The sequence below is a fragment of the Pseudoalteromonas sp. T1lg23B genome (genome assembly GCF_002964665.1).
Taxonomy (GTDB): Bacteria; Pseudomonadota; Gammaproteobacteria; order Enterobacterales; family Alteromonadaceae; genus Pseudoalteromonas.
Window position 1 is genome coordinate 262047 of record NZ_PQBZ01000013.1, and the last position, 26551, is coordinate 288597.

Annotated in this window: 24 protein-coding genes and 1 pseudogene; 21 read left to right on the top strand and 4 right to left on the bottom strand. The window is 39.2% G+C overall.

Annotated elements, in window-relative coordinates; translation table 11 throughout:
- The first annotated feature begins 17 nt into the window (after positions 1 to 17).
- From C2M32_RS04770 to C2M32_RS04815, 9 genes are all read left to right on the top strand, one after another.
- Positions 18 to 935: a phosphoglycerate dehydrogenase gene (locus C2M32_RS04770; protein WP_199886114.1), complete on the top strand. Its 918-nt coding sequence runs from the start codon at positions 18 to 20 to the stop codon at positions 933 to 935.
- Entirely contained in the window at positions 925 to 1671 is a 747-nt protein-coding gene (locus C2M32_RS04775; RefSeq protein ID WP_105167358.1) for an SDR family NAD(P)-dependent oxidoreductase, read from the top strand. Before C2M32_RS04770 ends, C2M32_RS04775 begins: the two co-directional genes overlap by 11 nt.
- 1 nt (position 1672) lies before the next feature.
- Entirely contained in the window at positions 1673 to 2425 is a 753-nt protein-coding gene (locus C2M32_RS04780; protein ID WP_105167359.1) for an SGNH/GDSL hydrolase family protein, read from the top strand.
- Positions 2426 to 2431: 6 nt separating this feature from the next.
- Positions 2432 to 3667 (top strand): hypothetical protein, encoded by a 1236-nt coding sequence (locus C2M32_RS04790; protein ID WP_158678133.1) that lies wholly within the window; start codon positions 2432 to 2434, stop codon positions 3665 to 3667.
- The gene (locus C2M32_RS04795; protein ID WP_105167362.1) at positions 3642 to 4454 is read left to right on the top strand and encodes a 6-hydroxymethylpterin diphosphokinase MptE-like protein; all 813 of its coding nucleotides are present in this window, start codon (positions 3642 to 3644) and stop codon (positions 4452 to 4454) included. Before C2M32_RS04790 ends, C2M32_RS04795 begins: the two co-directional genes overlap by 26 nt.
- A gap of 115 nt (positions 4455 to 4569) precedes the next feature.
- Positions 4570 to 5736, top strand: a complete 1167-nt coding sequence (locus C2M32_RS04800) for an EpsG family protein (protein ID WP_158678134.1) — start codon at positions 4570 to 4572, stop codon at positions 5734 to 5736.
- 3 nt (positions 5737 to 5739) lie between these two features.
- A complete protein-coding gene (locus tag C2M32_RS04805; protein ID WP_105167364.1) occupies positions 5740 to 6597 on the top strand; it encodes a glycosyltransferase family 2 protein in 858 nt (285 codons plus the stop codon).
- Positions 6594 to 7709, top strand: a complete 1116-nt coding sequence (locus C2M32_RS04810; protein WP_105167365.1) for a polysialyltransferase family glycosyltransferase — start codon at positions 6594 to 6596, stop codon at positions 7707 to 7709. The genes C2M32_RS04805 and C2M32_RS04810 overlap by 4 nt, the downstream gene beginning before the upstream one ends.
- 75 nt (positions 7710 to 7784) lie before the next feature.
- Positions 7785 to 9890 (top strand): YjbH domain-containing protein, encoded by a 2106-nt coding sequence (locus tag C2M32_RS04815; protein ID WP_105167366.1) that lies wholly within the window; start codon positions 7785 to 7787, stop codon positions 9888 to 9890.
- Between the two features lie 274 nt (positions 9891 to 10164).
- On the opposite strand, the pseudogene C2M32_RS21140 reads toward C2M32_RS04815, so the two are convergent.
- Positions 10165 to 10425: pseudogene (locus C2M32_RS21140) on the bottom strand (transposase); the annotation flags it as partial.
- A gap of 773 nt (positions 10426 to 11198) precedes the next feature.
- Here C2M32_RS21140 and C2M32_RS04825 point away from each other — a divergent pair.
- A complete protein-coding gene (locus C2M32_RS04825; RefSeq protein WP_105167367.1) occupies positions 11199 to 12800 on the top strand; it encodes a hypothetical protein in 1602 nt (533 codons plus the stop codon).
- 241 nt (positions 12801 to 13041) lie between these two features.
- On the opposite strand, the gene C2M32_RS04830 is transcribed toward C2M32_RS04825, so the two are convergent.
- Complete coding sequence (locus C2M32_RS04830; protein ID WP_199886115.1) at positions 13042 to 13719, bottom strand: hypothetical protein; 678 nt, start codon at positions 13717 to 13719, stop codon at positions 13042 to 13044.
- Positions 13720 to 14013: 294 nt separating this feature from the next.
- Between C2M32_RS04830 and C2M32_RS04835 the strand changes: the two genes are divergently transcribed.
- The 10 genes from C2M32_RS04835 to C2M32_RS04875 all read left to right on the top strand — a co-directional run bounded on the left by C2M32_RS04835 (position 14014) and on the right by C2M32_RS04875 (position 22636).
- On the top strand, positions 14014 to 15873 hold the full coding sequence (locus tag C2M32_RS04835; protein WP_158678135.1) for a motility associated factor glycosyltransferase family protein: 1860 nt from the start codon (positions 14014 to 14016) through the stop codon (positions 15871 to 15873).
- A gap of 14 nt (positions 15874 to 15887) precedes the next feature.
- Positions 15888 to 16814, top strand: coding sequence for a hypothetical protein (locus tag C2M32_RS04840; RefSeq protein WP_105167369.1), 927 nt, complete (start codon positions 15888 to 15890; stop codon positions 16812 to 16814).
- A gap of 347 nt (positions 16815 to 17161) precedes the next feature.
- The gene (gene dusA / locus C2M32_RS04845; protein WP_105167370.1) at positions 17162 to 18175 is read left to right on the top strand and encodes a tRNA dihydrouridine(20/20a) synthase DusA; all 1014 of its coding nucleotides are present in this window, start codon (positions 17162 to 17164) and stop codon (positions 18173 to 18175) included.
- Between the two features lie 302 nt (positions 18176 to 18477).
- Positions 18478 to 18639: a hypothetical protein gene (locus C2M32_RS20445; protein WP_158678136.1), complete on the top strand. Its 162-nt coding sequence runs from the start codon at positions 18478 to 18480 to the stop codon at positions 18637 to 18639.
- A 428-nt stretch (positions 18640 to 19067) separates the two neighbouring features.
- Positions 19068 to 19745 (top strand): PspA/IM30 family protein, encoded by a 678-nt coding sequence (locus tag C2M32_RS04850; protein ID WP_105167371.1) that lies wholly within the window; start codon positions 19068 to 19070, stop codon positions 19743 to 19745.
- A gap of 10 nt (positions 19746 to 19755) precedes the next feature.
- Positions 19756 to 19959, top strand: a complete 204-nt coding sequence (locus C2M32_RS04855; RefSeq protein ID WP_105167372.1) for a PspC domain-containing protein — start codon at positions 19756 to 19758, stop codon at positions 19957 to 19959.
- A gap of 11 nt (positions 19960 to 19970) precedes the next feature.
- Positions 19971 to 20294, top strand: a complete 324-nt coding sequence (locus C2M32_RS04860; protein WP_105167373.1) for a hypothetical protein — start codon at positions 19971 to 19973, stop codon at positions 20292 to 20294.
- 84 nt (positions 20295 to 20378) lie between these two features.
- Entirely contained in the window at positions 20379 to 20876 is a 498-nt protein-coding gene (locus C2M32_RS04865) for a copper chaperone PCu(A)C (protein ID WP_158678137.1), read from the top strand.
- 8 nt (positions 20877 to 20884) lie between these two features.
- A complete protein-coding gene (locus C2M32_RS04870) occupies positions 20885 to 21871 on the top strand; it encodes a DUF2333 family protein (RefSeq protein WP_105167375.1) in 987 nt (328 codons plus the stop codon).
- A gap of 3 nt (positions 21872 to 21874) precedes the next feature.
- Positions 21875 to 22636 (top strand): TIGR04219 family outer membrane beta-barrel protein, encoded by a 762-nt coding sequence (locus C2M32_RS04875; RefSeq protein WP_105167376.1) that lies wholly within the window; start codon positions 21875 to 21877, stop codon positions 22634 to 22636.
- 58 nt (positions 22637 to 22694) lie between these two features.
- Here the strand turns inward: C2M32_RS04875 and C2M32_RS04880 are convergent, their stop codons facing one another.
- Positions 22695 to 23573 carry a TIGR03899 family protein gene (locus tag C2M32_RS04880; RefSeq protein WP_105167377.1) on the bottom strand — a complete coding sequence of 293 codons (879 nt, stop codon included), beginning with the start codon at positions 23571 to 23573 and terminating at the stop codon, positions 22695 to 22697.
- Complete coding sequence (locus C2M32_RS04885; protein WP_158678138.1) at positions 23570 to 24028, bottom strand: hypothetical protein; 459 nt, start codon at positions 24026 to 24028, stop codon at positions 23570 to 23572. The genes C2M32_RS04880 and C2M32_RS04885 overlap by 4 nt, the downstream gene beginning before the upstream one ends.
- 261 nt (positions 24029 to 24289) lie before the next feature.
- On the opposite strand from C2M32_RS04885, the gene C2M32_RS04890 reads away from it, so the two are divergent.
- The gene (locus C2M32_RS04890; protein ID WP_105167379.1) at positions 24290 to 26497 is read left to right on the top strand and encodes a bifunctional diguanylate cyclase/phosphodiesterase; all 2208 of its coding nucleotides are present in this window, start codon (positions 24290 to 24292) and stop codon (positions 26495 to 26497) included.
- Positions 26498 to 26551: the final 54 nt, after the last annotated feature.

Here is a 26551-nt window from a genome sequence, read left to right on the forward strand (position 1 = left end):
ATGAAAGTATTAGTCACATGCCCACCATGTTGGGCCTATTTGATGAGTTTGTTGAACCGGCTAAAAAGCTAGGACTTGAATTAGTTAAAGCAAAGACAACCCAAGTGTTATCTGAGGCAGAATTAATTGAGTTGCTGCCGCATTATGATGGATGGATTATTGGGGATGACCCAGCAACGAGACGAGTATTTGAAGCGGGAAAAAATGGCGCTTTGAAAGCGGCTGTTAAGTGGGGCATTGGCGTGGATAATGTTGACTTCGTCGCTTGCGAAGAGCTTGGTATTCCAATCACAAACACTCCGAACATGTTTGGAGGTGAAGTTGCTGATGTCGCTATTTCTTTGCTACTAGCGCTGACTCGTCAAACACATTTTATCGACAGAGAAATAAGAAATAATTTCTCTTGGCCTAAGCCTGCAGGCATGAGCATCGAAGGTAAAACCATTGGTATTGTAGGCTTCGGTGATATTGGTCAAAGTGTCGCTAAGAGGTTAACTGGATTCGATGTGAATGTAATTGCTTATGATCCAGGTGTAGAAGGCAATAAAGGCTATCAGTTTGTTCAGCGTGCTAATTTTCCTGATAGGTTGGAGCAAGTCGATGCATTGATTTTCACTTGCTCATTGAACAAGAAAAATCATCATATGCTTAGCAGCGCTACGATTGAAAAAATGAAAACGGGCGCTATGGTTATCAACGTTGCTCGAGGTCCTCTCATTGATGAAAATGCTCTAGTAGAAGCACTTCAAAACGAAAAACTCTACGCAGCTGGCTTAGATGTATTCGAAATTGAACCTTTGCCAAAAAAATCTCCATTGAGAGAAATGCCGCAGTGTGTTTTCGGTTCCCACAATGGTAGCAATGCTGTAGAAGGCGTTCGCAGAGCAACCTATAAAGCAATTGAGCATTTATCAGGGTTTTTACATGACGCGTAAAAAATATGCGCTAATTACAGGCAGTGCTGGCGGGATAGGTAAAGCACTTAGAGATAAGTACCTTGAAAATGACTATCTTGTAATTGGTTTGGATTACCAAGAGCAAGTTGATGGTGAGAACTTTTTTCCTGTACAAGTAGATTTGGCAAAATTAGTCCGAGATAAGGCATATCTGAATAGTATTTTGCATCAAATAAAAAAAATCAGTAATACTCAAGGAATCTCAGTTCTGATAAACAATGCGGCGATTCAAATCGTCAAGCCGTTTGATGAATTGGAGTTTGATGATTGGTCTTTAAGCTTTGATGTAAACTTACATGCGCCTTTTATTTTTGCAAAATCTTTTGCTACTGAGCTTGGTTTAAATAATGGTTCGATCGTAAACATTAGTTCTATTCATTCTAAGCTGACTAAAAAGAACTTTTTGGCTTATTCAACGACTAAGGCTGCTTTGAGTGCATTAACTAGAAATCTAGCGATCGAATTGGGGGGAGCTGTTCGAGTTAATGCAATTGAGCCGGCAGCAATTTCCACAGAAATGCTAAAAGACGGTTTTAAGGGAAAGGAAGACTTATTCTCTGAGCTTGAATCGTACCATCCGCTAGGAAGGATTGGCACTCCAGATGAGGTTGCTGACTTAGCACTTTTCCTTTCTTCTGAAAAAGCTAACTTTTTACATGGTTCATGTGTATCTATTAATGGTGGAATAGCAAGCTGTTTAAGTGATCCTGATTAATATGAAAAAAACAATACATAAAATGGTAATGTTTATCAATGATTTATCCTTTGATTTGATAGCAAAAAAAAAGTCAGATATTGGAAAGGTCTTACTATACTCAGACTCTAGGGGGACTGAAATCTACCCTAGATTTAAACATAAAAATCCATATTTCTCCTATATTAGAGGGTATTTAGATAGCTACTCTGTTGAGTACGAACTTTGTCCCCATAAATTCACTAGTTTATTAGACTTTCTTGAATATACTTCAGAAAACCAAGGTTACTCCCATATAATATTACACTGTGGTATTGTGGACTTTGCTCCCAGACCGTTATCATCATATACAAGCATGCTCAAAGATAAGGAAAATTATCTGAAAAAAATGGGCTGGTACCATTACTTTGAAAATAGGAACGACTTTCTATGTGATTATGAGGGAGAGGCATGCCTTCAATTTATGAGTCGTGAATTTTTGATTAATGAATTCATCCCTGCATTGGAAAAAATTGAGAATATTATTTATGTAGGTATTAACCCTGTAGTTAATGATTGGAGAGGAAATTATTGGAGAGATCGGCCGGATTGCATCAACGAACAGTTGGAACAAGACTTAATAATGTTACGTCATTTTAATGACGTGGTAGATTTATCTGCTTGGTCTGATGAAGAGGTAAAATATTATACTGTCGATAACGTTCACTATAATCGAAAAGGGCTGAATTTTATTGGAGAAAGAGTTTCTCAAATTTTAGCAAAGAAGAGCAGTTAGATAAAAATGAAAAGCGACACCTTATCAAAAATTGTTCGATTCGGATTGAGTGAAGGTTTAGTTAGGTTTATTCCTTTCATTACTGTTTTTTCGTTTGCAAAAGCATTTGATAGCCAATTAGTTGGTAAATTAGCTCTTTTAATTATTACACTCGAAGTTTTTACAATATTTATTAGTAATAACTCAGCAGCATTAGTTAGAATTGAGTTTTTTAAAAAGTCATCACTTTCTTTTAGAGATTTCCTCTTTTCTTTATATGGAAATTCGCTTTGGATATATGCCATAACTTTTCTTTGTAGCTTGTTGTCTTTTGTTTTTTTCAATGTAAGCACGTCTGTCTATTTATTGTTAGCTGTACCATTACTTAAATCTTATAGCTTAGCTAATTTGGCTATAGTTCAGTGTTCGAAGAATACAAATTTGTATCTTGCTGCACAAATGCTATTCGTATTTACATATCTGGTAGTGTTTTTTGTATTTTTTGATGAAGGTATATTTGCTTGGTCTTTAGCAATGCTAATTAGTAGTTTTGTTCAGGCTACATTTTTATTTAAAGCTAGTTCGAAATCTAACAATTCTATAAGCGATTATAGGCACAATTTTAGCTTTCATTGGAAAGTGTATAAGGAAGGCCTTGCGTTTATGCCTCAGGCTATGGGGTGGTGGATTCGAAGTGGTGCTGAGAGGTATCTAGTAGCTGCTTTCTTTAGTGTTAGTTTACTAGGTGAATATGTTTTGGCGTTTCAAATATCTGCAATTGCAGTGCTAATTGTAACAGCTATCAATCTTGCTATAGTACCTGAAATAAACACTTTGCTCTCTAAAGAAAGTTCAGGCTACAGTGGTGTAAATAAAATTTATAAATTTGTCAGTTTGCTCCTATCTTTTGCAATGCTTGTGCTATGGATCATTGGAAGCATATTCATTGAATCTTTTTACCCAGATTATAAATTTTCTAGTGATATATTATGGTTGACATGTTTGTCGTCATTTTTTCAAGCACTATCGATGGTTTTTATGAATGAGCTTTATTTTAAAGGGAAAGCTCTACAGGTAGCAAAATCGGTTGCATCGATTTTTTCTATACAAACACTTCTTTCGTTTATTCTATTGTCTATTTTTGACTCTGTATTTATTGTCCTTATTGTGAATTCTCTATTTGCTTTTACTCTATTTGCCACAGTTTTATTTTTAATTATGAAAATTAGGTCTGATTATGTTCTTAAAAAAAATGTTCTTTAGTTTTGTTGATAGAGATAAGCTTGATTACTCAATGCTTGAGGAGCCTTTTATTTATGGTTTCCCAGATTCAAAAAAAATTAAAAGCCTTAATAATAAATTTAAAGGTAAACGTTGTTTTATTCTTGGTAACGGGCCATCTCTAAATAAAGTAGATTTTAGCAAACTTAAAAATGAATATACTTTTGGAGTTAACGGTATCTTCTATAAAACGGAAGAATGTGGATTTAAACCTACATTCTATGTTGTCGAAGACAAAGCCGTAATGAATGACAACCAAGAAAGAATAAATGATTACGTTTGCGATTACAGATTCTTCCCAACTCACTATAGAAGTAAAATAAAAAATAAGGAAAACTGCTATTTCTTTAGAATGAATACAGGCTTTTATCGAGAAGAAAGCCCTAACTTTGGAATACCAAGGTTTTCTACTGATGCATCTAAACGCTTATATTGTGGCCAATCAGTGACAATGATGAACTTGCAGATTGCCTTTTATCTTGGATTTGAAAAGGTATACCTTTTGGGAATGGATTTCAGCTATGATATACCAGATAGTGCGCAAGTCGATGGGTTAGAAATTGTTTCAACAGAGGACGATACTAATCATTTCCATCCAGATTACTTTGGTAAAGGTAAAACTTGGCATGATCCTCAGTTAGATAATGTGTTGAAAAGCTACAAAATGATGTCTTTAGTGTATGAAAGTGCGGGAAGGAAAATTTATAACTCTACACATGGTGGCAAGCTTGAGCTGTTTGAAAGGGTAAAATTTAATGAACTATTTTAACGGCTTTAGGAACTTTCAGTTCTTTTTCCTGTTCCTTAACTTGCTATTTCTTTGTTTTTCACCAATCTTAGCGTTCATTTTGAATATTATTACATTGATTCTGATTTCAGAATCAATGGATAATATTGATGAGCGAACACTGAGCATGTTTTTTTATATAGCTCTTACTGGAGTGGGATTGTCGACTGCTATTACGGCCTTTTCATATCCTATTTTTCTTTATGAAGAGCAAGATTTTACTACCTATTATAATAATTATGTATATTTTTTAGAGCATGGTTTTAGTTACGATGGTTTTGTTTTTGGACTAGGTCTAGAGATAGCATTGCCATTTTTTAACTATATTCTTTCTTGTTTATATGGAGGAAGTTATCCATATTTAGTTAAACTATCTTATGCGTTGACACAAGTAGTTATCTTAATATCCTTAATCTTTTTCATAGGTAGATCCTTAAAGCTAAGTTTGAGAGAGCTGGCAGTACTATCAGCTTTAACATTTATTTTCTTTAAGCATGGAGCGACATTAAACCATTTGAGACAAGGGTACTCTTCATTTTTTATTTTATTTGCCTTATTTTCGACAGGTAGAAATCAAAAATTTGTCTTTTTAACAATTGCTAGTATTTTTCATTTGAGCGCATTGCCCATTTATTTTTTATTGCGCTATTTATTTTCTATAGACTCTATTAATAAATGTTTCAAGGTTATTTTTACTTCTTCTATCGTTGCGATTATCGGTTTTATAAGTTTTAGTGTTATTTTGACATATATGTTGGGATACGATGCTTTTTTACTTGCTAAATTTAAATCGGCATTTGCTAAACTTGATGGCGTTGGTTTTTATTTTGATTCATTTAAAGTGGCATTTATTGCAAGTGTGTACTTACTTGTTTTGATTTTTATGAGTGTTCTTTTCAGGGTTAAAAACTCGCTGATTTATAGTTTGATAACCATTTATGTTATAACGCTTACATTTAGCTATGTTCCTGGTTTGACTACACGAGTTTTTGCTTCGGTATTTACAATTTTGACTGGTTACCTTTATTTTTTATTTTTTTACAAGTATTGTAATTTCAAGCAGCGTCATATGTTTTTTATTGTGATACTGTTTACTCTTTCTAGTAACTGGATCTTAGGCTCAAGTTCTTTTTACTACAATTTCCCTATCTTTAATCACAAGCCATTATACTATTTAGATGACCTTTTTATCGAACAAGGTTATGTCACTAGAGCAAACTTGCCTTCAATACAAAACATTAAGATTAATAATCCCCATAGGTGATTTATGAAACTTTCATATATTCTAGCTACCTGCGACAGATATGAAATTATTGGAGAAACACTAGAGTCCTTGAACGGTATTGAAGGAATCAATCGTGATAATTTTGAATTACTTATAATTGATCAAAGCTTCAATAATAAAACTTATGATATTTTGCAAAGTTTTGACTTTAAGTTTGAAGTGCTTTATTTCCACTCAATTAAGAAAGGGCTAAGTTATAGCAGAAATACAGGGATTAACTTTTCGACAGGCGACTATATTACCTTTGTTGACGATGATGCATTATATGACAAGAAAATCTATGAGACATTTGTTGGTTTAAGTAAGTCTAACTTAGATATGTATAGTGGAAGTGTTAGAGTTCCACACTCTCTTGATTTTACTCAGTATAGTCAGTTGCACGAGAAGTCGAAGATTGATATGTATAACTTTATTTCTGCGATAACATCTATTTCAATTTTCATTAAGAGAAGCTTCATAAATGAAAAGAACTTAAGGTTTGACGAGGAGTTTGGTTTAGGTGCAAAGTTTTCTAGTTGTGAAGAGCTTGACCTTGTTTATCATATGCTGATGGAAGGCGCGACAGGCTTATACGAGCCTGAGCTTATTGTCTATCACGAGAATCCTGGCCGATACTCGCCTGAAAAAACGTATCTTTATTCTCTAGGGCATGGGGCGTTTTGTAAAAAGCTTCTTCTTACGAGAGTCGAAGGTGAATACTTTCCAATTCTTTATACCATTAAGAAAATAGCGAAACTTGTGCTTCGCTTTCCATTATCAATTATTAAAAGTGGATATCACCCAATTTCTTATAGCAAAGGTTTTCTTAAAGGGTATACAGGTTACAAAGGTAAATTATGAATATCGGTATTTACGATGTAAATCTTATTAATCATAAAAATTATATAGGTTCAATTATTTCTGAACTTCGTCTTCAGGGACATAGTATTGTGGCGTTCTATGATCAGTATAATGATGAAGCATTTAATTTTTTAGATTCATTGAGTGTTCAATGTATTCATGTGAAACATGTATCTTACAATTATATCAATGGCCTATTGAAAAATAATGAAATAGATATTCTAGTCCATAATGCTCAAAGGCTTGGGGACAGTGCATTTGTAACAGTAGCAAAAAACTTAAGTATCAAGTCAATCATGATTCAGCATGGGATGTATATCCCTCATTTAAAAAGACACAAGTCTCTTTTTATAAATAATATTTATAAAACTTTTAGGTATGCACAGTACTCAAAAGTCGTTGCGAAGGCTATAGGCGCTTCATTTCCTTTTGTTTTTAAAAGTTTCTTAAAGCACTTTGTCAAATCAGTTGACTATACTAAGGCTATTCCCTTTTTTAATGATGTTAACTCTTCGTATGTTTTTGTTTATGGGAAATATTGGGAAACTTATCATCATGAAAATTTTGGTTATGATAGAGACGTTATCTTTGATGTTGGCTATCATGAACTGCGCAAGGTTGATAAAATTAAAAGTAGACCAAAAATTTTGAACTCAGTGTGTTATGTAGCTCAGACTTTGGTGGAAGACGGAAGGCTAGAGAGATGTGAGATGGAACGTTTTTTGAAAAAACTATCTGATTTCGCTAAAAAAGGGTCCTTAGAAGTTTACGTAAAACTTCACCCAAGATCTGACTTAAGTTTATATGAAGGGCTAGGTTTTTCATTAGAAAGAGAAAGTTTGCCTTATTCTGCTTATTATCTCGGTCACTATTCTTCATTGTTAGGGCTTTGTGGAGCATTGTCTCCGCTATATTTGTATGAGTTCCCTGAGCACCCTATTCCACATTATTTCAAAGAAAATTCATATTGCTATGATAATGAGGATGAGCTGTTTGAAAAGCTTTTGGAAAGTAATGATACTCACAATGTTACAGGGTTTGATATTTCGAATGTGTTTTCAGTTGGGTTAAGTTCACAAGAGATCGCCAAAAAAATACTCGGCGTTTTGTAGTGTGTAGTATATGCGTCGCTGGTTGTTTGAGTGGTTTTAACTCGGTTTAATTTAAATTAAAAGTAAGAATTAAAAATGAAAAAATTAAATTTTTATTACACAGCGGCTTTTGTATTTTACTGTGGTGATATTTTTGCTGCCGAATCAGATTCCTATCAGTCATTCAACGGCTATACCGGTTTGTTAAATGTACCAAACGCAAAAGTACAGGGCACTGGTGTATTTGATTTCGGGTTCAATAATCAATTCGATTTTCGAGGTGAAAAGTATCTTGATGGCTACAACTATATATTCTCTGTTGGAGTTTTTGAAAACCTTGAAGTGAGTGGTCAAATTGCATCAAATACAATGCATGACAATATGTTTGTAGTCGATGGACAGATAAGAGATTTATCTTTTAATGCTAAGTATATGATTCCATATATACCATCAGACTGGTTTTCGCTTGCTTTAGGCTATAAAGATATTGGTGGAGCCGCAAATAAATACAAAACGTATTATATGGCTGCGACAAAAGAGTGGCAGGACTTTAGCTTTTCACTTGGTTTAGGTAACAGCCAAAGGGCGACAGGCCAGTTGGATGGCGCATTTGTTGGTATCGAATGGCAACCACTAGATTGGTTTACTTTGCTGCTAGAGCACGATGCTGATGCGATGAATGCGGGGCTACGTCTTGAGGTGCCAAAAGAGTGGCTTTTCAATGTTGGTACATTAACCCTTACAAGTAAGTTCTATAGTGATACAGAGCATACTGAGAAAGATACATATTGGGGGATTAATTTTAACATGCCGCTGTTTACGCAAGCTGAACTTAATGCTCCAGCTGAAGCAGCGCCTGCGCCTATACTCGATAACCATGAGAAACGAGAAGCCGCGTTTCAGGCGCATTACCAAAAACAGCGAGATTTGGCACAAAAGCCAATAGATGAAGCTAAAAAGGAAATTAATGAGCGTGGTAGTGACAGCAGATCTTTAACATTACAGACGCGTGCTTTAAAAAATGCTTTGATCAATGATGGTTTTGAAGCGATAAGTGTAGGCTTTAGTCGTGACCCTCATATTGTAGTGAGCTTTGAAAACTATGTATTTAACCGTAATGATATAGATGCTATTGGAGTGGTATTGGGCAGGATCGTAGAACATATCGATGAGCCCAATGCACAATACAGCGTTCAGTTGTTAAACCGTGGAATGCCTATGTTATTGGTCACAGGGAAGATAGATAACTACCGTGAATTTATCAATACTAGTGCTACACCTGATATGGACATTCGACGAGGTGAAATGGAACCCATCGGCAGTGTTTCTTGGGTAGGTATGCCTAAAACTAACAGTCCTTATTTTAAGCCTCGTTTAACTCTGGGGCCCTCTCTAGATACTAACTTAGCGACAGAGTTAGGCGTATACGACTTTTCACTCGCAATCAGCGCCGCGATAGACCTTCCCATGTGGTATGGTGGTGGTCTTAGTGTTGTCGCTGAAACTGAAGTCGCTAAAACCGACGATTTCGAAGCGCATCGACCATTTGGTCCATTTGCTAAACAAAGTGGCATAACACAGGCAACTTTGTATCAAACCTTTGAACTACCCTACGGCATATATAACCAAACGCACGTTGGCTTCTTTAAGGAGTTTCACGACTATGTAGGTATCAAAAATGAGACCTCATGGTTGAGCCAAAATGGCCGACATCAAATTACCGCCGATATGGCTTACTTGGAATATGAAGATTACCAAGCCGATCGCGATTATCAAACCGTCTCTTATCGCTACAACTGGGTTGAAAAAGATGTGAGTTTTCATGCGACTGCAGGTCGATTTTTTTATGAAGACAGTGGGGTAAAACTGGAAACGCGCTTTTGGTTCGGTGATAGTTATGTGTCAATTTTCGCGCAAGATACTGATGTTCAAATGGCTGGCATAGCCTTTAGTATCCCATTAACACCACGCAAAGATATGGCCGTGACACGATATGGTCAACTGAAAGGTAATGAGGCCTGGAGGCATACCGTAAGTACACGAATAGGTGAGGAACACAACAACCTAGCTATTGGTAGCGCATTACAACTTGATACTCCAGTTAGTATCAACAGGACGATATTAAACCAAGGTAGGTTATCGAGTAGTTATATTTACGCTAACTTGGCTCGATTGCGTGAAGCCTACTTAACATTTCGTTAAGTAACGATTATGGAAATGCATTGTCGTAATGCAACTTTAATTTTCAACTCTAGACCACCTACTTCAGTAGGTGGTTACAGCAGCATTGCCAGAATCCAGCTCTAGGTTTTTTTAATTCTGCATTGATGGCATCAATGACAGCTGCGTCAGCCTTTCGCCAGTCTCGTTCTGAGCGGTAGTAGGTAGCGCGACCAATACCCACAAACTTACACGCTTTTAGAATACTTAAACCCGCTTGAACCAGTGTGCTGGCGCTACTTCGCTGTCACCAACCCTTTTTTGCGAATAACTCCTTTATCGCATGATTTTCTAGGCTAACATCAGCATACATCTTCTTAAGCTTGGCATTTTCTTCTTCAAGCTCTTTCAAGCGCTTAACATCTGACGCTTCCATCCCGCCATATTTAGCTTTCCAGTTGTAATACGTAGCACTGCTGATCCCATGCTTGCGGCACACTTCTTCAACCTTCATACCCGCATCAGTTTCTTTAAGCACAGCTATGATCTGAGATTCTGTAAAACGTGACTTTTTCATCGTTGTCTCCTGTTTGTGATATTACAGAAAACTCTAATTAAACATGTCTCATGTTAAGGGAAGTGGACAACTGCTGATCCCATATTTTCGACACACTTCTTCAACCTTCATACCCGCATCGGTTTCTTTGAGCACAGTTTTATACATCATAAAACTCTAATTAAATATATCTCATGTTAAAAGAAGTGGGCAGTAACACCCTATATTTCAGTAAATTAACAGAACGGTATTAAACCCAAGCAGGTTATCGAATAGTTATATTTACGCTAATTAGACCAAGTTGTGAGCAGTGCACTTAACATTTCGTTAAGTAAGCATTGTGGGAACTGGTTGTTGTAATACAACTTTAATGTTACTAACTTGCTGAAAAGTAATGTGTTGGGGTGTTTTTAGAGCAGTAAAGGTTGTATATTAAATAAGCTATCCGTATTCTACGATGTAGTGACTGTGGATACTAATGCTGATTTTTAATACAGCCATAAAACGGAACAGGGCAATATAGTTAAGTGATGTACTTCATCTATAGCAAAGCTGCGCTGTAGCTGGAGTTTAGTGAAAAGTTGGTCGGTAATTGAACAGAATCTTCATGCAAGAGAAGCGGTTAACTGAAGTTTTAATCTCAAAATTTGAGCAGTTTTTAACTTGTGTGGTGCCGAAATTACTGCTTAACTATAATTTGAAAATACTCTAGAACTTTCTATAGTATATATTTGATTTACAAAACTCAGTGAGGGTTGTAATGACCTTTGCAAAAAATGGAACAAGGACTAATCATGCTTGCTAATAAAAAATCACTTCTTGCAGTGTCTATCGCTGCCTCATTTGCACTAACGGGTTGCTTTAGCGACAACGACAACAACGTTACAGTAGAACCACCAACTCCAACACCGCCAGAAATTGTAGTACCAGATACGCTCGTAACTGAGCAACCAAGTAAAGTATTCTCTGCAAACGTTGTTGACAGAGCCAACTCAGACGCTTTGGAAGGTGCGACAGTATCATTTTTAGTTGACGGCGAAGCCGCCACTAACTTGACTGACGTAAACGAAGAAGATTTGAGCATGGTTACCGTTGATGACACAGGTAGCTTCACGTTCTTATCTAAGGATGGTGCGTCTGGTGAAGTAACAGCGGTAGTGTCAGCTGACGGCTATATCACTAAAAGCTTCATCGTCGATTTATCTGCAGAGGTAGAAGGCGATGGTAACGATATTCCAGTAGAGTTTGGCTTGGTCGCTGCTGATACTGCGGGTTTGAAAGTTGAGACTGGAACAGCTACGGTTTCAGGCGGTACAACAGCAACAGCTGTAACTACGGAAGCAGCTACAGGCACAGCTAAATCAACAGTAACAGTACCTGCTAACACGGTATTCCAAAATGCAGATGGTGAGGCTGTCTCAGGTTCTGAAGTGACTGTGAACGTTATTGCTGCTGATTCAAGCAGTGAAAACGCGGGGGCGATTATCCCTGAAGGTTTGAACAGCGAATCTACCACTACTGTACTTCAGCCGGTGGGTGTAACAAGCGTTACAATGACTGATGACACTGGTGCTATGGTTAAGAAGTTCTCTAGTCCAATCAGTGTTTCTGTAAATTTACCTGCTGATAGCGGTGTGACTGCTGGAGACATGTTAGACATTTCATCACACGATGAAACAACGGGTACTTGGACTCAAGAAACTAACCAAGCAACAGTTGGTGCAGCAAATTCAGACGGTACTTATCCTGCAACATTCACTACAGATCACCTAACATTTTTCTCTATGAACCAAAGTGTTCCAATTTGTACGTCTGGTGTGACTGTTAAAGTTGTGAGTGGTACGCTACCTGCGCGCGGCTTAGCTGTAAGCATGACTTCACCTGATGGCTCGATTTCTAGCTACATTCGTTCTACAACCAAACAGGTTATCTCTGGTGCATCAACTGCTAGATTTGGTATTTCATCAGATGCGGTTGCAAAGGTTCGTTTGTATGATAGAGCAGGCAATACGTGGTATGAGCAAGAAAACCAAGGTATCTGTGGTGACGTTGAAGTATCATTAGTCGGCGTTGAAACCATCGACCAAGAGGTGACTTTAAACGGTGTTTGTGCTGCAGATGAAACTAAGACTGCGAATCTTTCAGGTTCAATTGTAACTTATGCTAAAGATGGTAAAGCTGCTTCATTAGCTCAGGCACTAGGCAATTCAACCTTCAAACTTGCGGGTATTGAAGCTGGCGGTAACTACAAAGTACGTGCAACCATCCGTGGTGCTAAAGTAGAAGGTGGTGGTCAATCTCAAGTGTTTACTTTTGAAGATGTTCAAGCTGATAGCACACTAACAGGTACAGTTAGACTTGAGTGTAACGAAGTGCCAGTAACTGGTACTAACTAATCAAGATTTGTTTACAGTGAATTTTGAAACGCCACCCAAAGGGTGGCGTTTTTTTATGTGTGAACGATTGATACAGATACCTTCTGTATAACTTGATTTGCTGTAATTTTAGCCAGTTCCACCAGTTTATTTTGTTGCTAATTTTGCAATTATTGTGCGTGGCCCAGAATTTTCTAATCTTGGTTAAAATTCAGACGAATAAAAATGCTCTAGAGTTTGTATCTGTAGGCTGTTTTTTTAATCAGTTTTGTCTTTCAAGAAAACGTTGCCAATGGACATTATTGTTGATGACTCGAATGGGGGCGATGACTTTTTTCAAAATGATAGAGTTGGGTTGTTGTAACAAGGTTTCATCTTTTAGTCCCATAAGATAATGAAATGCTGGTTTTTCAGCGCGTTGAATTGCAGCGATCCTAACTTGTTGTTCAAAGTTTAATCTTAAGCTGCTAATGGCGGTTTTGTGTCCCTGTTGATCTATGTTTGGTAAGCCACATTTTTGCAGATAGCCTAACCTTTCTCCCTCGCCAGAAAACCAGATCCTTACCTTTTCACTATATCGACCCGATTTAGAGGGCAAGTCAAACAGTAAGCGGGTTTGGCCTTGAGCTTTTACAAAGTGGATATATTGCTCTAAGCCAGCTTGCCACAGTGCGGTATGTATAGGAACAAATCGAGGTTTGAGCTTGCCATGTGTATAAAAATTAAAGCCCGTTACCGACTCGTGTGTCATGATATCGCTGAGCGTTAAGCTACCAATTTCATCACTATAAGCCCCAGAATAATAAGCAATAAGTGGTAGCCAAAAGTGCCAATGTTTGGGTTGTTCCCTTGGCTGCTTTTCATCACCATAGATATAACCATTGAATAGAGTGTGTAACTCCATTGCAGAAAAAGCTCGGCGGCCTAAATGCGACTTCACGCGTAAAGTTCAGTTCCTAAAGACATGTATGACTAGTTTATCTTGTCTTTGAACAGAGGCAAAGTGTTAACAAGGCTTTATCTGGGATAACTAAAATTACACTGTTGTCTTTCTATAAATAAAGCTGTTTATAAGGTAATATTCTGTTTTTTCATTATGCTTTTGATTGTATTGAAGTAATAAGTGGGTGAGGGTGTTTTTTTGAAAGGTTTTAGACAATTTCTCTGGGAAGAGTATTTTGTATATCGACACACTACAGTATGATTCATAGAGAATGGATTAGGGAAAATGGTAATGGAACAGACCCAAGGCTCAGAAATGTTTGACAGAAATCGAGAGATTATTATTCATTTGAGCAAAAGAGCTTTCTCTAAAGGTGACTATTTGGAAAAAGTGGGGCACATCAAAGACTTTGAACGCTCATTTTATCCTAGTTGCCCTAAACAGCTATGTGAACAACAAGCTGCGTTATTTTTATCTTCACCACTGCATTTATCCATGCACTTTAGCGCTCCGAGTACACCAAAGTACTATCATCAGACGTTCATTGCCACGATGACACAGCATGCCAAAGAGTTAGGTTATAAAAAGTCATCAGTACCAAAACGTAGCACAATAATATTTTTGGGGCTGGGTGCTGGATTGCAGATACCAGCCTTACTCAAAAAAGTTAGATACACAGATGTGATTATCATTGAGAATGATGTCAACTCTTTGGAGTTAGCCTGTAATCACATTGATATTGCACAATTGCAAACGCACTGCCGAAAGCATGGCGGAAATCTTCATATTCTAAGCATTGAAAGTTATGCCGATTTTATTGACTCAATGCGATCAATACTGAAAAAGCATGGATACCATCTACTTGCTGATATCAGCTTGTTTCGTCACTATAACACTCCATTGTATGATGAAATTGTTGATAAATTTAGGTCTTGGCGAAATCGTTTAGCCAGCATGTGGGGTTTTTTCGAAGATGAACTGATTGGGTTGTCTCACACCATCCAAAATCAAAGACATATTCTGAAATCCGCGCCAAAGTTAGCGTCATATTTTACCATTCAGCCTAAGGTTGTTATCGTGGGTAATGGGCCTAGTTTAGATAAAGAGATCGAAGCCTTAGCTCAGGCAAAAGATGTGGTTATTGTCTCATGTGGTACGGCGGTGGCCAGTTTATTGAGGCTGGGTATTATTCCTGATTTTCATGTTGAAATGGAAAGGACTGCGGATATATTTGAGCTAAAAGCTGATTCGTTATCAGACCCTCGTCTTAACAGCACAATATTATTAACGCTCAATACAGTTTCTCCTAAACTACTCGCTTTGTTTGAGAATAAATTAGTCTTTCCAAAAGCAAACGATATTGGTACAGAGATACTCAGAGACGGAGATCACACATTTGAGCCGTTGTACCACTGCAATCCAACTGTTGTGAATGCCGCTTTGGCCATCATGTTGAAACTGGGCTTCACGAATATAGCATTGATAGGCTGTGACTTTGGCTTTCGTGATGAGCAGCAACATCACAGTCAGTATTCCCAATACCATGATAATCAAGATCCTCTGTTTTTGAATAAGATGCATGCTGAATTAAGTGTTAAGGGGAACTTTGGCGGAGTGGTTCATAGTACCCGTATTTTTAATGAAGCGAGGTTGAGCCTAGAAGCACTCATTGCAAGGTGTAATCACGAAACGATTATTAATGCGAGTGACGGTGCGTATATTCAAGGTACAAAAACGAGTACTCTAGATCACTTTTTACGTTCTCCTAGTGCAACGGATATAAAGCAAGCTGTTGCAAGTATACGGGAAGGTTTTCCGTCGTATCTGCGACAGCATGGAAATACCAAGGTGATTGACAATGTGGAGTTGGAGGTGCAAATGCACCTTCAAGCCTTGCAAAAGGAGATCGAAGGCAGTCAAGGGGCAGTGGATTTGCTTACCAACCTCAATAATTTTATATATGGCTTAGAACAAGATGAATGCGTGGCGCGCAAAGTCTTGTTGAGCGGGTCTTTCAAGTATTTAAGTGTCACTATCGCAAGTCATATTAACCATATTCCTCCGCAGCAATGGGAGAGCTATATATCAGTCGCTAAGGCGCAACTGCTACATATACTTAGTGGCTATATTCAAAGGCTAAACACCATCTAACTTAAGGATAAATAATGAAATTCAACTTAATGGCCGTTTTACCCATCGCATTTGGGACGGTTTATGTAGGAAAGACAGTTGCATCTGGAGTGTATGATATTGTTGAAAATGTCAGCAAGCTAGAACAGTCTCAACTCTATTCCCGAGGAGCGGGATTAGAACAATCATTTTATGCTGATGATTCATTCGGTGCTGGTGATTCGTATGGCGCAGATGACTCATTCGGTGCAGATGACTCATTCGGCGCAGATGACTCATTCGGCGCAGATGACTCATTCGGCGCAGATGACTCATTCGGCGCAGATGATTCATTCGGCTCAGATGACTCATTCGGCGCAGATGATTCATTCGGCTCAGATGACTCATTCGGTTCAGATGATTCATTCGGCTCAGATGATTCATTCGGCGCAGATGATTCATTCGGCGCAGATGATTCATTCGGCGCAGATGATTCATTCGGCTCAGATGATTCATTCGGCTCAGATGATTCATTCGGTTCAGATGATTCATTCGGTTCAGAAGATTCAAATGCAGCAACTTACGAGCCATTTCCAACCAGTAAAGATGAAATTAGCAAAGGCGTGTTATTTGTTAGTGAAACGGATGGTTATTTCATAGACGATTTATACCAAATCTGTGTGAAAGCAAATAAGCGTGTAGTCGTGGGTCATGCTGCGCCAACTTACACTAATATGACGGGTCGTAGTTTCATAATGCGTGGTAACTATGCAATTAAAAAAGGTATATTTAACATCCAATTAGCCGATCCGAATATGAATAAGCTGGAGAAGATTAAACTCTATAAATATGGGCACCCTGACTATGAATTTGTTGGTAACCGCTTCGTAGGTAAGCAAACTTTCGACAAAGGCGTTATTGCTTATTATGAAGGAGAAGTCAGTTACTATAATCACGGCTGTGATATGGTCTTAGGCTACTAATCTTAACTACTACATAGAATGAGCTATTGTGATAAATAGCTCATTCTATTATTCCTCTGTGTAAATTAGCAAAATTCACTTAAGGTGAATGACGATTTTCTTGAATGTCAGTGAGAATCTTTTACTGAAGGTTCGCTTTGCTTTGTGTATAATCCCGCCCTTAGATTTCTTGCGAGCAACGCATTTATTGCGTAGAGCGTTAGACGATAATTTACGTTTTTCGATTGTAAGCCAGCCATGGCAATGTCCTCTATAATCTATTTGGTTCTGCCCTTCAGGGGGATATTAGGGTGATTGCATATCGAAACTCGGGGTAATTACAGGTAACTAGAGGCGGTTCATTAAATATGTCAAACACAGTTAAATCAGGCGTTAGCCCTTTAATGGTAAGCGATTCAACGTTCAGACGATTTTCTGTTGCGCCCATGCTCGATTGGACTGACAAGCATTGTCGCACATTCCACCGTAAGCTAACGCGCCATGCTGTGCTTTATACAGAAATGATCACAACAGGCGCGATTTTATTCGGCAAAGGTGATTACCTCAGCTTTGGTGAACACGAGATGCCTGTTGCATTACAGCTAGGTGGTTCGGATCCTACCGCGTTAGCCGAGTGTGCAAAACGAGCGGCGGAGCATGGTTATAGCGAAATTAACCTGAATGTTGGTTGCCCGTCAGATCGCGTTCAAAATGGTCGCTTTGGCGCGTGTCTTATGGCAGAGCCCCAGCTTGTGGCCGATTGTGTTGCCGCTATGAAAGCGCAAGTCGATATTCCAGTGACGGTGAAAACACGTATTGGAATTGATGAGCAGGATTCTTATGAGTTTTTAACTGCCTTAATTGAAGCATCGGCGAAGGTGGGTTGTGATGATTTTATTATTCACGCTCGTAAAGCTTGGTTGCAAGGGTTAAGTCCGAAAGAAAATAGAGAGATCCCGCCGCTTGACTACCCACGTGTCTATCAATTAAAGGAAGATTACCCAGCATTACACATCAGTATCAATGGTGGCGTTAAAACCCTAGATGAGAGCTTGCATCACCTACAGCATATTGATGGTGTAATGGTTGGGCGAGAGGCGTACAGCAACCCATTTATGCTCTCACAAGTAGATGAGCTTATTTATGGCGATAAGCCATTTACTCAAACTCGTCATCAGGTTGTGCGTGGTATGTATGGTTATTTTGAACAGCAAATGTCATCAGGGGCTAACTTTTGGCACATTGCTCGACATATGTTAGGTATATTTCAGGGCCAGCCAGGCGCGAGAGGTTTCCGTCGTCACCTGTCAGAGAATGGACACAAAAAGGATGCCGATATTAGCGTGATGGAAAAGGCGCTAAGCTTTGTTCCTGAACAGTAAAATACTTACGTTGCCAAAAGATACCTTTGTCTGCCTTCAGGGCAATTGAGCGAAAGGGCGCTTTGCTTTTTCGCTCACCAATTTTCACTTACCGAAAATCATATAGTCAGTCCCTAACTCGCAAAGTTAGTTTACGGTTGAATCAACGCTTGTATATCCTATTTTTAATAGCTTTATTTTAAATAAGAAAAAATCTACTTACTTATTTTCTTATTTCTGTCAACTGCTATTAGTAACAGATTATATTCCCCCTTGTTTCTGATAATGTCTAATCGCTTTAAATACAAATAAGGAGCTGTAATATGAAAAATAAAATCAAGTTAAATAAAAAGAAGTTAGTAAATTTATCAGATAGCAAGCGTAACTTGCCAAACAACCTAACTCCAAATGTAGCAGGTGGTATGGCTAACAATCCATATGCATGCACAGACTGTGCAAGTGGTTGTCACGAGATGGTAAACTAACCAAATTAAACATTAGAGTTTAGCAGTATATATTGAGTTATTGATTTAAGTATATACTTTCTAAAAGCGTTGAGTGTAAAGCTGGGCGCTTTTTATTTTTTTATTGATGGTTAAGATTTAACAGATCTATTTATTATCTACCTAATTAAAAACTACAAACTTTCTATTTTTTTAATGACTACTACAGACAACTCATGTTGTGAGTGCCAAGTCATGTTAAATCAACCACCTTTAACTTTGTGACAGACAGTGACTCATTATGTGGTGAAAATCACTATTTTTTGGTGCATTCAGCGAATATTCACTTCCATTGCCTCTCGGCGAACATATCTATTTTTCTTTATTTATTTGTAAATTAAGGGGTTTTTAACCTTGGCATAAAGATTGGAATGTTAGGACAACCTAACGCCAATGCAAAGGAGCAGAATATGGCCTTAATTAACCGAATTGAAGACTTAGTGAAATCTGAAGTAAATGCATTTTTAGATAAGGCAGAAGATCCTAAAAAGCTCGCAGCGCAGTTGCTGACTGAGTTGAATGATGCCTTGAGCGATTGTCGCGCTACAGCGGCGGAAATCATGTGTGAACAAAAAGCACTTCATAGACGCTACGCTCAATATGAAAAGCAAATCGATACATGGCAACAAAGGGCTGAGCATGCTCTGAGCAAAGGCAGGGAAGATTTAGCTAAGGCTGCATTAACTGAGAAGCAGCAGCTTGTAGACAATCAACAGCAATTAACTCAACAACAAAGCATACTTGACGAAACGTTAATCAAATTGAAAGACGATGCGGATAAGTTAGTGAGTAAAATTCAGGTTTTAAAAACCAAGCAATTGCAGCTGGAACGAACGCAAAGAACATACTCTGCGAGATTAAAGGTACAACAGACATTGCACTGTGAAGAGGTCGCCAACGTGATCAGTCGTTTCGAGCAACTAGAAAGCAAGGTTGAGCGTATTGAAGCACAGGTTGATAGTTATGACTTAGGTCAGTCATCAACAGCAGAACAGTTCGCACAGTTTGAGCGAGATGAAAAAATTAATGCCTCATTGGCACAGTTAAAACAGCAGATGCAAAGCAACGCCGCACCAGCGAATGCTTAAGGAGCTTTTCATGAAATACTATAGTGAGAAAAAAAGTTGTTTTCGCCTACTAGGTCATAAAAAAATAGCTGGTGTGTGTGCAGGTGTTGCTGAGCGATTTGATATGCCAACGTGGTTGACTCGATTACTAACCGTATTACTGTTTTTTAAATTTCCAGTGGTGACTGTGCTTGCGTATGTGATAGCCAGCGTTGTGTTACCCACGAAAGCCTAAGGGTGAATACTATGAAAACCGTGTTTTTAGTACTGATTGCGCTGCTGTTGTGTTCTACCTTATCGTGGTTAAGCTCACCATTTGCATGGTTAAGTATTCCTGACTTTTTCATGGATTTAAGTTGGGTGGGGATGGAGCTGTTCACGGTGTTGGTTGGCACAATCGCCTTTATTGCGGTCATTGCGTTACTGGGAATGGGATTAATTGGCGCTTTCTTAGTCGTGCTCATTGGGCTAGTGTTGGCACTGCTTTTCAACTCAATATTGATTGCTATTCCCTTATTATTGCTTGTTGGAGTGGGGTGGTTGGTGTATGAACCAGTAACCAGTCATTAGCATATAAATGATTGAACTCATGGCGCGAAACTGCCTATTTCATGTTATGATTTAGGCAGTTATTGCTATTTAAAGGGAATGTTCATGTTTGTTAAATATCTTGTTGTATTTACCGGTATGTTGCTGGGTTTAACATCAGTGCAGACAACAGCTGAGCAGTTAAACTCTAGCAACCTCATGGTGCAGCATGCCAAGATAAGAGAGTTTCTACCTGCAGCCGCTTCGACAGCAGCGTATTTTTCGTTAATGAATCATTCAGAGCAAACACGGATACTAACAAAGGCAACCATATCAAATATTGGCCGTGTTGAAATTCATGAGCATATTCACAACGATGGAATGATGCGCATGCAAAAGCGAAATGAGCTGACAATATCACCTCACCAAACAATCAGTTTTCAACCTGGAGGCTATCATTTAATGGCATTTGAGCCTCATAAGGCACTAACGAGAGGTGAAAGACTGACTTTGACATTATACTTCGCCAATGGTGAGCAGCTAGAAAGCCCGATTACGGTGGTATCCTTGCAAGAAGAAATGACTAAGCAAGGTGATAGCCACTCTGAACATAAACATCATTAGGAGCAGTTATGCAGCAAAATATAGGAAAGTTTATTGGTGCACTGAGTGCTTTACTCTTACTGGGTTATTTGTTGGCGATTTATTGGAGCGTAGAGCCCGCGAAATTTGATGTGGTAGAGCGGGCAAAACAGCAAGCTCAGAGTAATAATGAAAAGATGGTAACGGGCTATGTGACCACCAATACACTCATAAGTGTGAGTGAAACGTTATTACAAAAGCCTGGCGGTTATTTATCTAATGACATGTTACCGCCCAGTGTGTTCATGGATAATATGCCAGCGTGGGAATATGGGGCATTAGAGATGGTACGTGATTTGGCTTTGTCTATGCGTAAAGACTTTAGCCGTTCTCAATCTCAATCAACTGAGCATCCAGCACTCAAACTCGCACAACCTCAATTTAACATAAGCTCCACCGCCTGGGCGTGGCCCAGCGCTGAGGGAGAGTATCAGTCTGGAGTCAACTATCTAAAAGAGTACCGATCAAAAATCGCTAATCCAGCACAAAGAGATAGTCAATTCTATGCGCGAGCGGACAATTTAAGGGGCTGGTTAAAAGAAGCTGAGAAGCGACTGGGGAGCTTAAGTCAGCGTTTAAGTGCCAGTGTTGGTCAAGATAGAGTTAACACTGATTTAGCCGGGGATAGCGCGGCTAATCAGGCTACGTATACACCTAGTCACAGTGAAGTAAAAACATCTTGGTGGAAAATTGATGATGTATTTTATGAATCTCGTGGCGCAAGCTGGGCGCTGTTACACTTTTTAAAAGCAGTAGAGCACGATTTTGCCGATGTATTGGCGAAAAAGAATGCCGCGGTAAGCTTACAGCAGATTATTCGAGAATTAGAAGCGACTCAAGAAACAGTGTGGAGTCCAATGATTTTAAATGGTAGCGGATTTGGCTTAGTTGCCAATCATTCGCTAGTAATGGCAAACTATATTTCAAGAGCTAACGCAGCTCTTATCGAACTCAGTGAACTCTTAGCGCAAGGATAAAAAATGAAAAAGTACTGTATCGCAGCCGCGTTGTCGATGGCCTGTTTAGCACCAGTTGCTCAAGCTGACACCCTACTTGGCTTGTATTTAGGAGCAGAAGGGTGGCAGGCCGACAATTCGGGTAATTTCGCCGAACAAGGGAATGCTCAGTCATTCAATTTCGACGATAAAACTTTCACAAGTTATTATGCTGCGCTTGAGCACCCAGTGCCATTCGTGCCTAATATAAAATTACGTTATACCGAGCTTGAATTAGATGGGTCAACAACACTGTCTGAAACTTTTGAATTTGGTGGAAAAGACTTTACAGTGGGCACTACGGCAAACACGTTCACCGATCTTAGCCATGTAGATTACACTTTGTATTACGAAATTTTTGACAATGATTTGGTGTCATTTGATTTTGGTCTGAATCTTAAACAGTTTGACGGCACAATTCAGGTAGCAGGTACAGTCGAGGGCGTTGTTACGACTGAAATAAGAGACTTTTCAGGAGTGGTGCCGCTTGGTTACTTACGTGCTGAACTAGGTTTGCCTATGACGGGCTTTAGCGTATTTGCTGAAGGAAGTATGTTGGCGATAGATGATAGCAAAATCCAAGATTATCAAATAGGGGTTGCTTGGCAAGTTATTGGCAATCTAGCTGTGGATGTCGCGTTACGTGCAGGTTACCGTTCAATGGTGCTTGAACTTGATGATGTTGATGATATTTCTACTGATATCGATGCGTCAGGACCATTTGCAGGTATCGAAGTACATTTCTAAGTCTCAGCGAGACTCATTTAACAGAGTGCTCAAAAGAGGGCTCTGTTAAACCATCATATTAGCTCCATTGACATTCAAACTCCTCTACTAACGCTTGCTCCAACAGATGCTTATATTTCTTGTTGATGGGTGAGCTGACCAACTTTTTTAATTCATCTCCGGTCTGTGTTAACTTGTAATAACTTAGTACCAGTTCATTACTTTTCGGAGTTAAGGTGAGCTTCTTACTGTTAAAAGAAAATTGTATAGGTTGGCCTTGTTTTAGGCTAGCGGACTCAATTTCTTTGCGATACAGCAAGTTGATATCCATTAAGGTTAATATATGGGGAAAACTCAGACCTGCATTACCGAGGTTGATAGATTCCTTGTTGCCTTTTCTGAGTAAGTCAAAAAATGAGGGTTTTTTATAATAGCCTAACAAAATTAGATAGCTGTCCTCTTTTTCTAGGTAGCCGCAAAGTCCAGCACATTTTTGCAGTGCGGAGGCCTCTCGTTGCGTCATTTGTTTTAGTGTTTGTAAACTTTTGATCGAAAAAGTACCTGGAGAAACGGTTTCACCGACTAAAATTTTTGCCCACAGTTTTTGCATGTTTTGATTGGCGATATCTTCAGCCAGTACAATGTAGTGTTCTAGCCAGTCGGGGTCTGGACGCCCTTGACTCGTAACATCGGGACATACACTTAAAGCCATGGCGGTAATTTGTTCAATATTATATTGGCGCTGTATTTTGTTGAGTTGTTGACGTTTTAAGGCTCGTTTTAAGATGCTGTCATCACTTCGTACAGAATAGCTAATAGGCATGGTTCCTTGCGCACTATAGCTGTTATCTGAGGCATTTCTCGCGCCAAAGTCACGACTTTTAACCATCGTAAATCCGAGTTTCTCTTCGATTAAGGAGGCTAAGCTCGCTTTAGCTTGGGCATTTTTTACAGTCATGTAGAGGCTCGCAATTTAAGTTCTGTTTGTAGGTTATTGAACCCTGAGATCATTAGTTGTTGTACATAATATTCCACATACAGTGCCATGTAGCCGCCAAATATGGTGGAATGAATGACGCCTGAGAGGTACCACTGGACGGAGACTGCATTTTCAAGTGGCACAAGGGTGAGTTGCCCTGTGGCTGTGTGCTCGTTGTTAATCAGCACCGAAAAGTGTATGCCCTGAGCTTTATTTTTGGTAATGGTAATTTCTGCATTGCCAAATTGGTGTTGAATGGTTGCATGAGCACCAACACCGGTACTAGGAGTTGATATAAGGATATCGGTGGTGCCTTGCATCCGATCCCATAGCATGAGTCGTGACCATACTTGTAAGTCGAATAAGGGAGAAAGCTGTTGGATATCTGTGGTTAGAAAGGTCTTTTGTTGCTTTAAATGATACTTATGAGGCAAAAGCAAACCAACCAGCACAAATAACAAGCTGGTGAGTAACAATACCTTAATTAAACCAATGAGAATTTTTATGGCTGTCTCCTGTCACACTGTTGACAACATCCAACACGCAAGTGGTTGAACATCGACTATAATATTTCATGTATATATGAAAGTTATATCTGATAGTAAAAATGTACCACAATTCGTATGATGGTAAATGGGTTAGTAAACTTAAGCTTGAAACATAATAAAGCGAAGTAGTGAATTGAAGGATAAAAAATGGCGTCTGAGCAAGATGATTTTTTGTTTTTAGATCATGATGATGACACACAAGAAGTCGAGGTCAGTGGAGCCGCGTGGGATATCCTTGTTGTAGATGATGACCCTGAAATTCATTCAGTTACAACATTGGCATTGTCAGGCGTTGAGTTTTGGGGGCGCACGTTGCGCTTTCATCATGCGTATAGCGGTAAAGAAGCCATTGAAACGTTGATCCATAACCCAGAAATATGTGTGATGTTGCTGGACGTGGTGATGGAGACTGACGATGCAGGCTTAACTGTCGTAAAACGTGTGCGTGATGAACTAAAAAATGAAAATGTGCGCATCATTTTACGTACTGGCCAGCCAGGACACGCGCCAGAAGAGCAAGTGATCCGCGACTACGACATCAATGATTATAAAATGAAGACGGAGCTAACGCGCAGTAAATTAGTGACTTCCATGATGACTGCTGTACGTTCGTATCGTCAAATATGTGAGCTAGAAGCGCAAAGCCTAGCATTGGCATCTATCCTCGACGCTATCAAAGGTATTTTGGGTCATAATGACATTCGCACGTTTAGCCTTGCTGTCGTGACGCAATTAGCCAAAATTTTGGGCAGCGAGCCTTATGGGATTGTTAGCGGACAATTGGGTAATGACAAGCGGATTGTCGTATTAGGTGGGACCACCCACTTTCAAGAGTCGTTTGGTCAAGGACTAGAGCAGCTGGACAATGGTCGCGTTATCATGCAGGTACAAAATTGCTTTGATAGTGCACAGCACCAACAAACGGAACACGATATTACCGTGTTGCTTCAAGGTAAAAACCGCAGTGCAGCGATTTATTTAGAGCTAGATATTCAGCCGACAGACTCTCAATTGCAGTCTATGGAAATCTTTTTAGCCAATGTCAGTATTGGTTTAGATAACATTAAGCTATTTAATGAGTTACGCGATGTCGCTTATAAGGATCCGCTCACGAAGTTACCAAATCGAGCTTGCTTTACCGATAAAATCGCGCAGTACTACAAAAATCAAGATAGTAACCTCTTGCTGGTTTTAATCGATATAGCCCAGTTCTCTGATATTAATAATGGCTTGGGTCAGGAGGTTGGCAATCAATTATTATTGGCTGTGATGAATCGCCTTGAGCAAGAGTTTCCTCAGGCTGAGCTGCTGGCGCGCATTGGGGCTGACGTTTTTGCCATGCTGTTGCCCAGATTAGGTTTTGATGAGCGTTTGTTCATAGACAGCCTGCTTACGCCTTATCAAGTAAACGAGCACGTTTTGTCAATTCACTTTAGAGTAGGGGTGTGTGAGCAAGATGATTTTGCTTGTAACGGTCTAGAAACACTCAAACTTGCCTACATAGCACTTAATCAGGCAAAGCAAGGAAATCAGGTAGTTGGTTGGTATACCTCTGACCTTGAAGAGAAAATGGCTTGGAAGTTAGGCCTTATTCGCCAATTAAGACAAGATTTTGAGCAACGCAAGCTCGAGGTCTGGTATCAGCCTCAGTTGTGTTTCAAAACCTTTGAGGTAACGGGGTGTGAAGCTTTATTGCGCTGGCCATCAGACAATGGTCGATATATTTCTCCTGGAATTTTTGTGCCTCTTGCTGAAAATGCAGGACTTATTGTTGATATTGGGCAATGGGTACTTGAACAGGCATGTGAACAACAGAAAAAATTGGCCGCTATGGGTAAGCCAATCAGTATCGCAGTAAACGTGTCTGTGCCTCAGTTTAAGGTGCCCAACTATGCGCAAACGGTGAAAGAAACGCTTTTGGATTATGACGTAGAGCCCCGCTTTATCGAATTGGAAGTGACAGAAAGTGTTGTAATGGATGAGGTCGGCGCGGTAGTAGAAACTCTGACAGAATTACAAGAGTTAGGAGTTGAAGTTGCCATTGATGATTTTGGAACTGGCTTTTCATCACTCAGTTACCTACAAAAGCTGCCTTTCTCTCGATTAAAGATAGACAGAGCATTTATCAAAGATATTCCAGATAACGATAGCGGAGCGATCGCAGAGCTGGTGATATCTTTGGGTCGTCACCTTGGTCGTAAAACCATTGCTGAAGGTGTAGAGACCCAAGCGCAAAGTGATGTGTTGAAAAAAATGGGATGTGATGAAGTACAAGGGTTCATGTACGCTAAGCCCATGCCAAGCGACGAGTTAATGGCATTTTTAAAAAGCTATAAGCCCAAAGTGGCAGACTAATGAAGCCAGTTATCACGCTACTGACGGTTGTCTGAAGCCACGGCGGACAATCTA

Coding starts and splice junctions, on each gene's coding strand:
- C2M32_RS04770 (WP_199886114.1), top strand. CDS start 18: ATGCCCACCATGTTGGGCCTATTTGATGAGTTTGTTGAACCGGCTAAA.
- C2M32_RS04775 (WP_105167358.1), top strand. CDS start 925: ATGACGCGTAAAAAATATGCGCTAATTACAGGCAGTGCTGGCGGGATA.
- C2M32_RS04780 (WP_105167359.1), top strand. CDS start 1,673: ATGAAAAAAACAATACATAAAATGGTAATGTTTATCAATGATTTATCC.
- C2M32_RS04790 (WP_158678133.1), top strand. CDS start 2,432: ATGAAAAGCGACACCTTATCAAAAATTGTTCGATTCGGATTGAGTGAA.
- C2M32_RS04795 (WP_105167362.1), top strand. CDS start 3,642: ATGTTCTTAAAAAAAATGTTCTTTAGTTTTGTTGATAGAGATAAGCTT.
- C2M32_RS04800 (WP_158678134.1), top strand. CDS start 4,570: ATGGATAATATTGATGAGCGAACACTGAGCATGTTTTTTTATATAGCT.
- C2M32_RS04805 (WP_105167364.1), top strand. CDS start 5,740: ATGAAACTTTCATATATTCTAGCTACCTGCGACAGATATGAAATTATT.
- C2M32_RS04810 (WP_105167365.1), top strand. CDS start 6,594: ATGAATATCGGTATTTACGATGTAAATCTTATTAATCATAAAAATTAT.
- C2M32_RS04815 (WP_105167366.1), top strand. CDS start 7,785: ATGAAAAAATTAAATTTTTATTACACAGCGGCTTTTGTATTTTACTGT.
- C2M32_RS04825 (WP_105167367.1), top strand. CDS start 11,199: ATGCTTGCTAATAAAAAATCACTTCTTGCAGTGTCTATCGCTGCCTCA.
- C2M32_RS04835 (WP_158678135.1), top strand. CDS start 14,014: ATGGAACAGACCCAAGGCTCAGAAATGTTTGACAGAAATCGAGAGATT.
- C2M32_RS04840 (WP_105167369.1), top strand. CDS start 15,888: ATGAAATTCAACTTAATGGCCGTTTTACCCATCGCATTTGGGACGGTT.
- dusA (WP_105167370.1), top strand. CDS start 17,162: ATGTCAAACACAGTTAAATCAGGCGTTAGCCCTTTAATGGTAAGCGAT.
- C2M32_RS20445 (WP_158678136.1), top strand. CDS start 18,478: ATGAAAAATAAAATCAAGTTAAATAAAAAGAAGTTAGTAAATTTATCA.
- C2M32_RS04850 (WP_105167371.1), top strand. CDS start 19,068: ATGGCCTTAATTAACCGAATTGAAGACTTAGTGAAATCTGAAGTAAAT.
- C2M32_RS04855 (WP_105167372.1), top strand. CDS start 19,756: ATGAAATACTATAGTGAGAAAAAAAGTTGTTTTCGCCTACTAGGTCAT.
- C2M32_RS04860 (WP_105167373.1), top strand. CDS start 19,971: ATGAAAACCGTGTTTTTAGTACTGATTGCGCTGCTGTTGTGTTCTACC.
- C2M32_RS04865 (WP_158678137.1), top strand. CDS start 20,379: ATGTTTGTTAAATATCTTGTTGTATTTACCGGTATGTTGCTGGGTTTA.
- C2M32_RS04870 (WP_105167375.1), top strand. CDS start 20,885: ATGCAGCAAAATATAGGAAAGTTTATTGGTGCACTGAGTGCTTTACTC.
- C2M32_RS04875 (WP_105167376.1), top strand. CDS start 21,875: ATGAAAAAGTACTGTATCGCAGCCGCGTTGTCGATGGCCTGTTTAGCA.
- C2M32_RS04880 (WP_105167377.1), bottom strand. CDS start 23,573: ATGACTGTAAAAAATGCCCAAGCTAAAGCGAGCTTAGCCTCCTTAATC.
- C2M32_RS04890 (WP_105167379.1), top strand. CDS start 24,290: ATGGCGTCTGAGCAAGATGATTTTTTGTTTTTAGATCATGATGATGAC.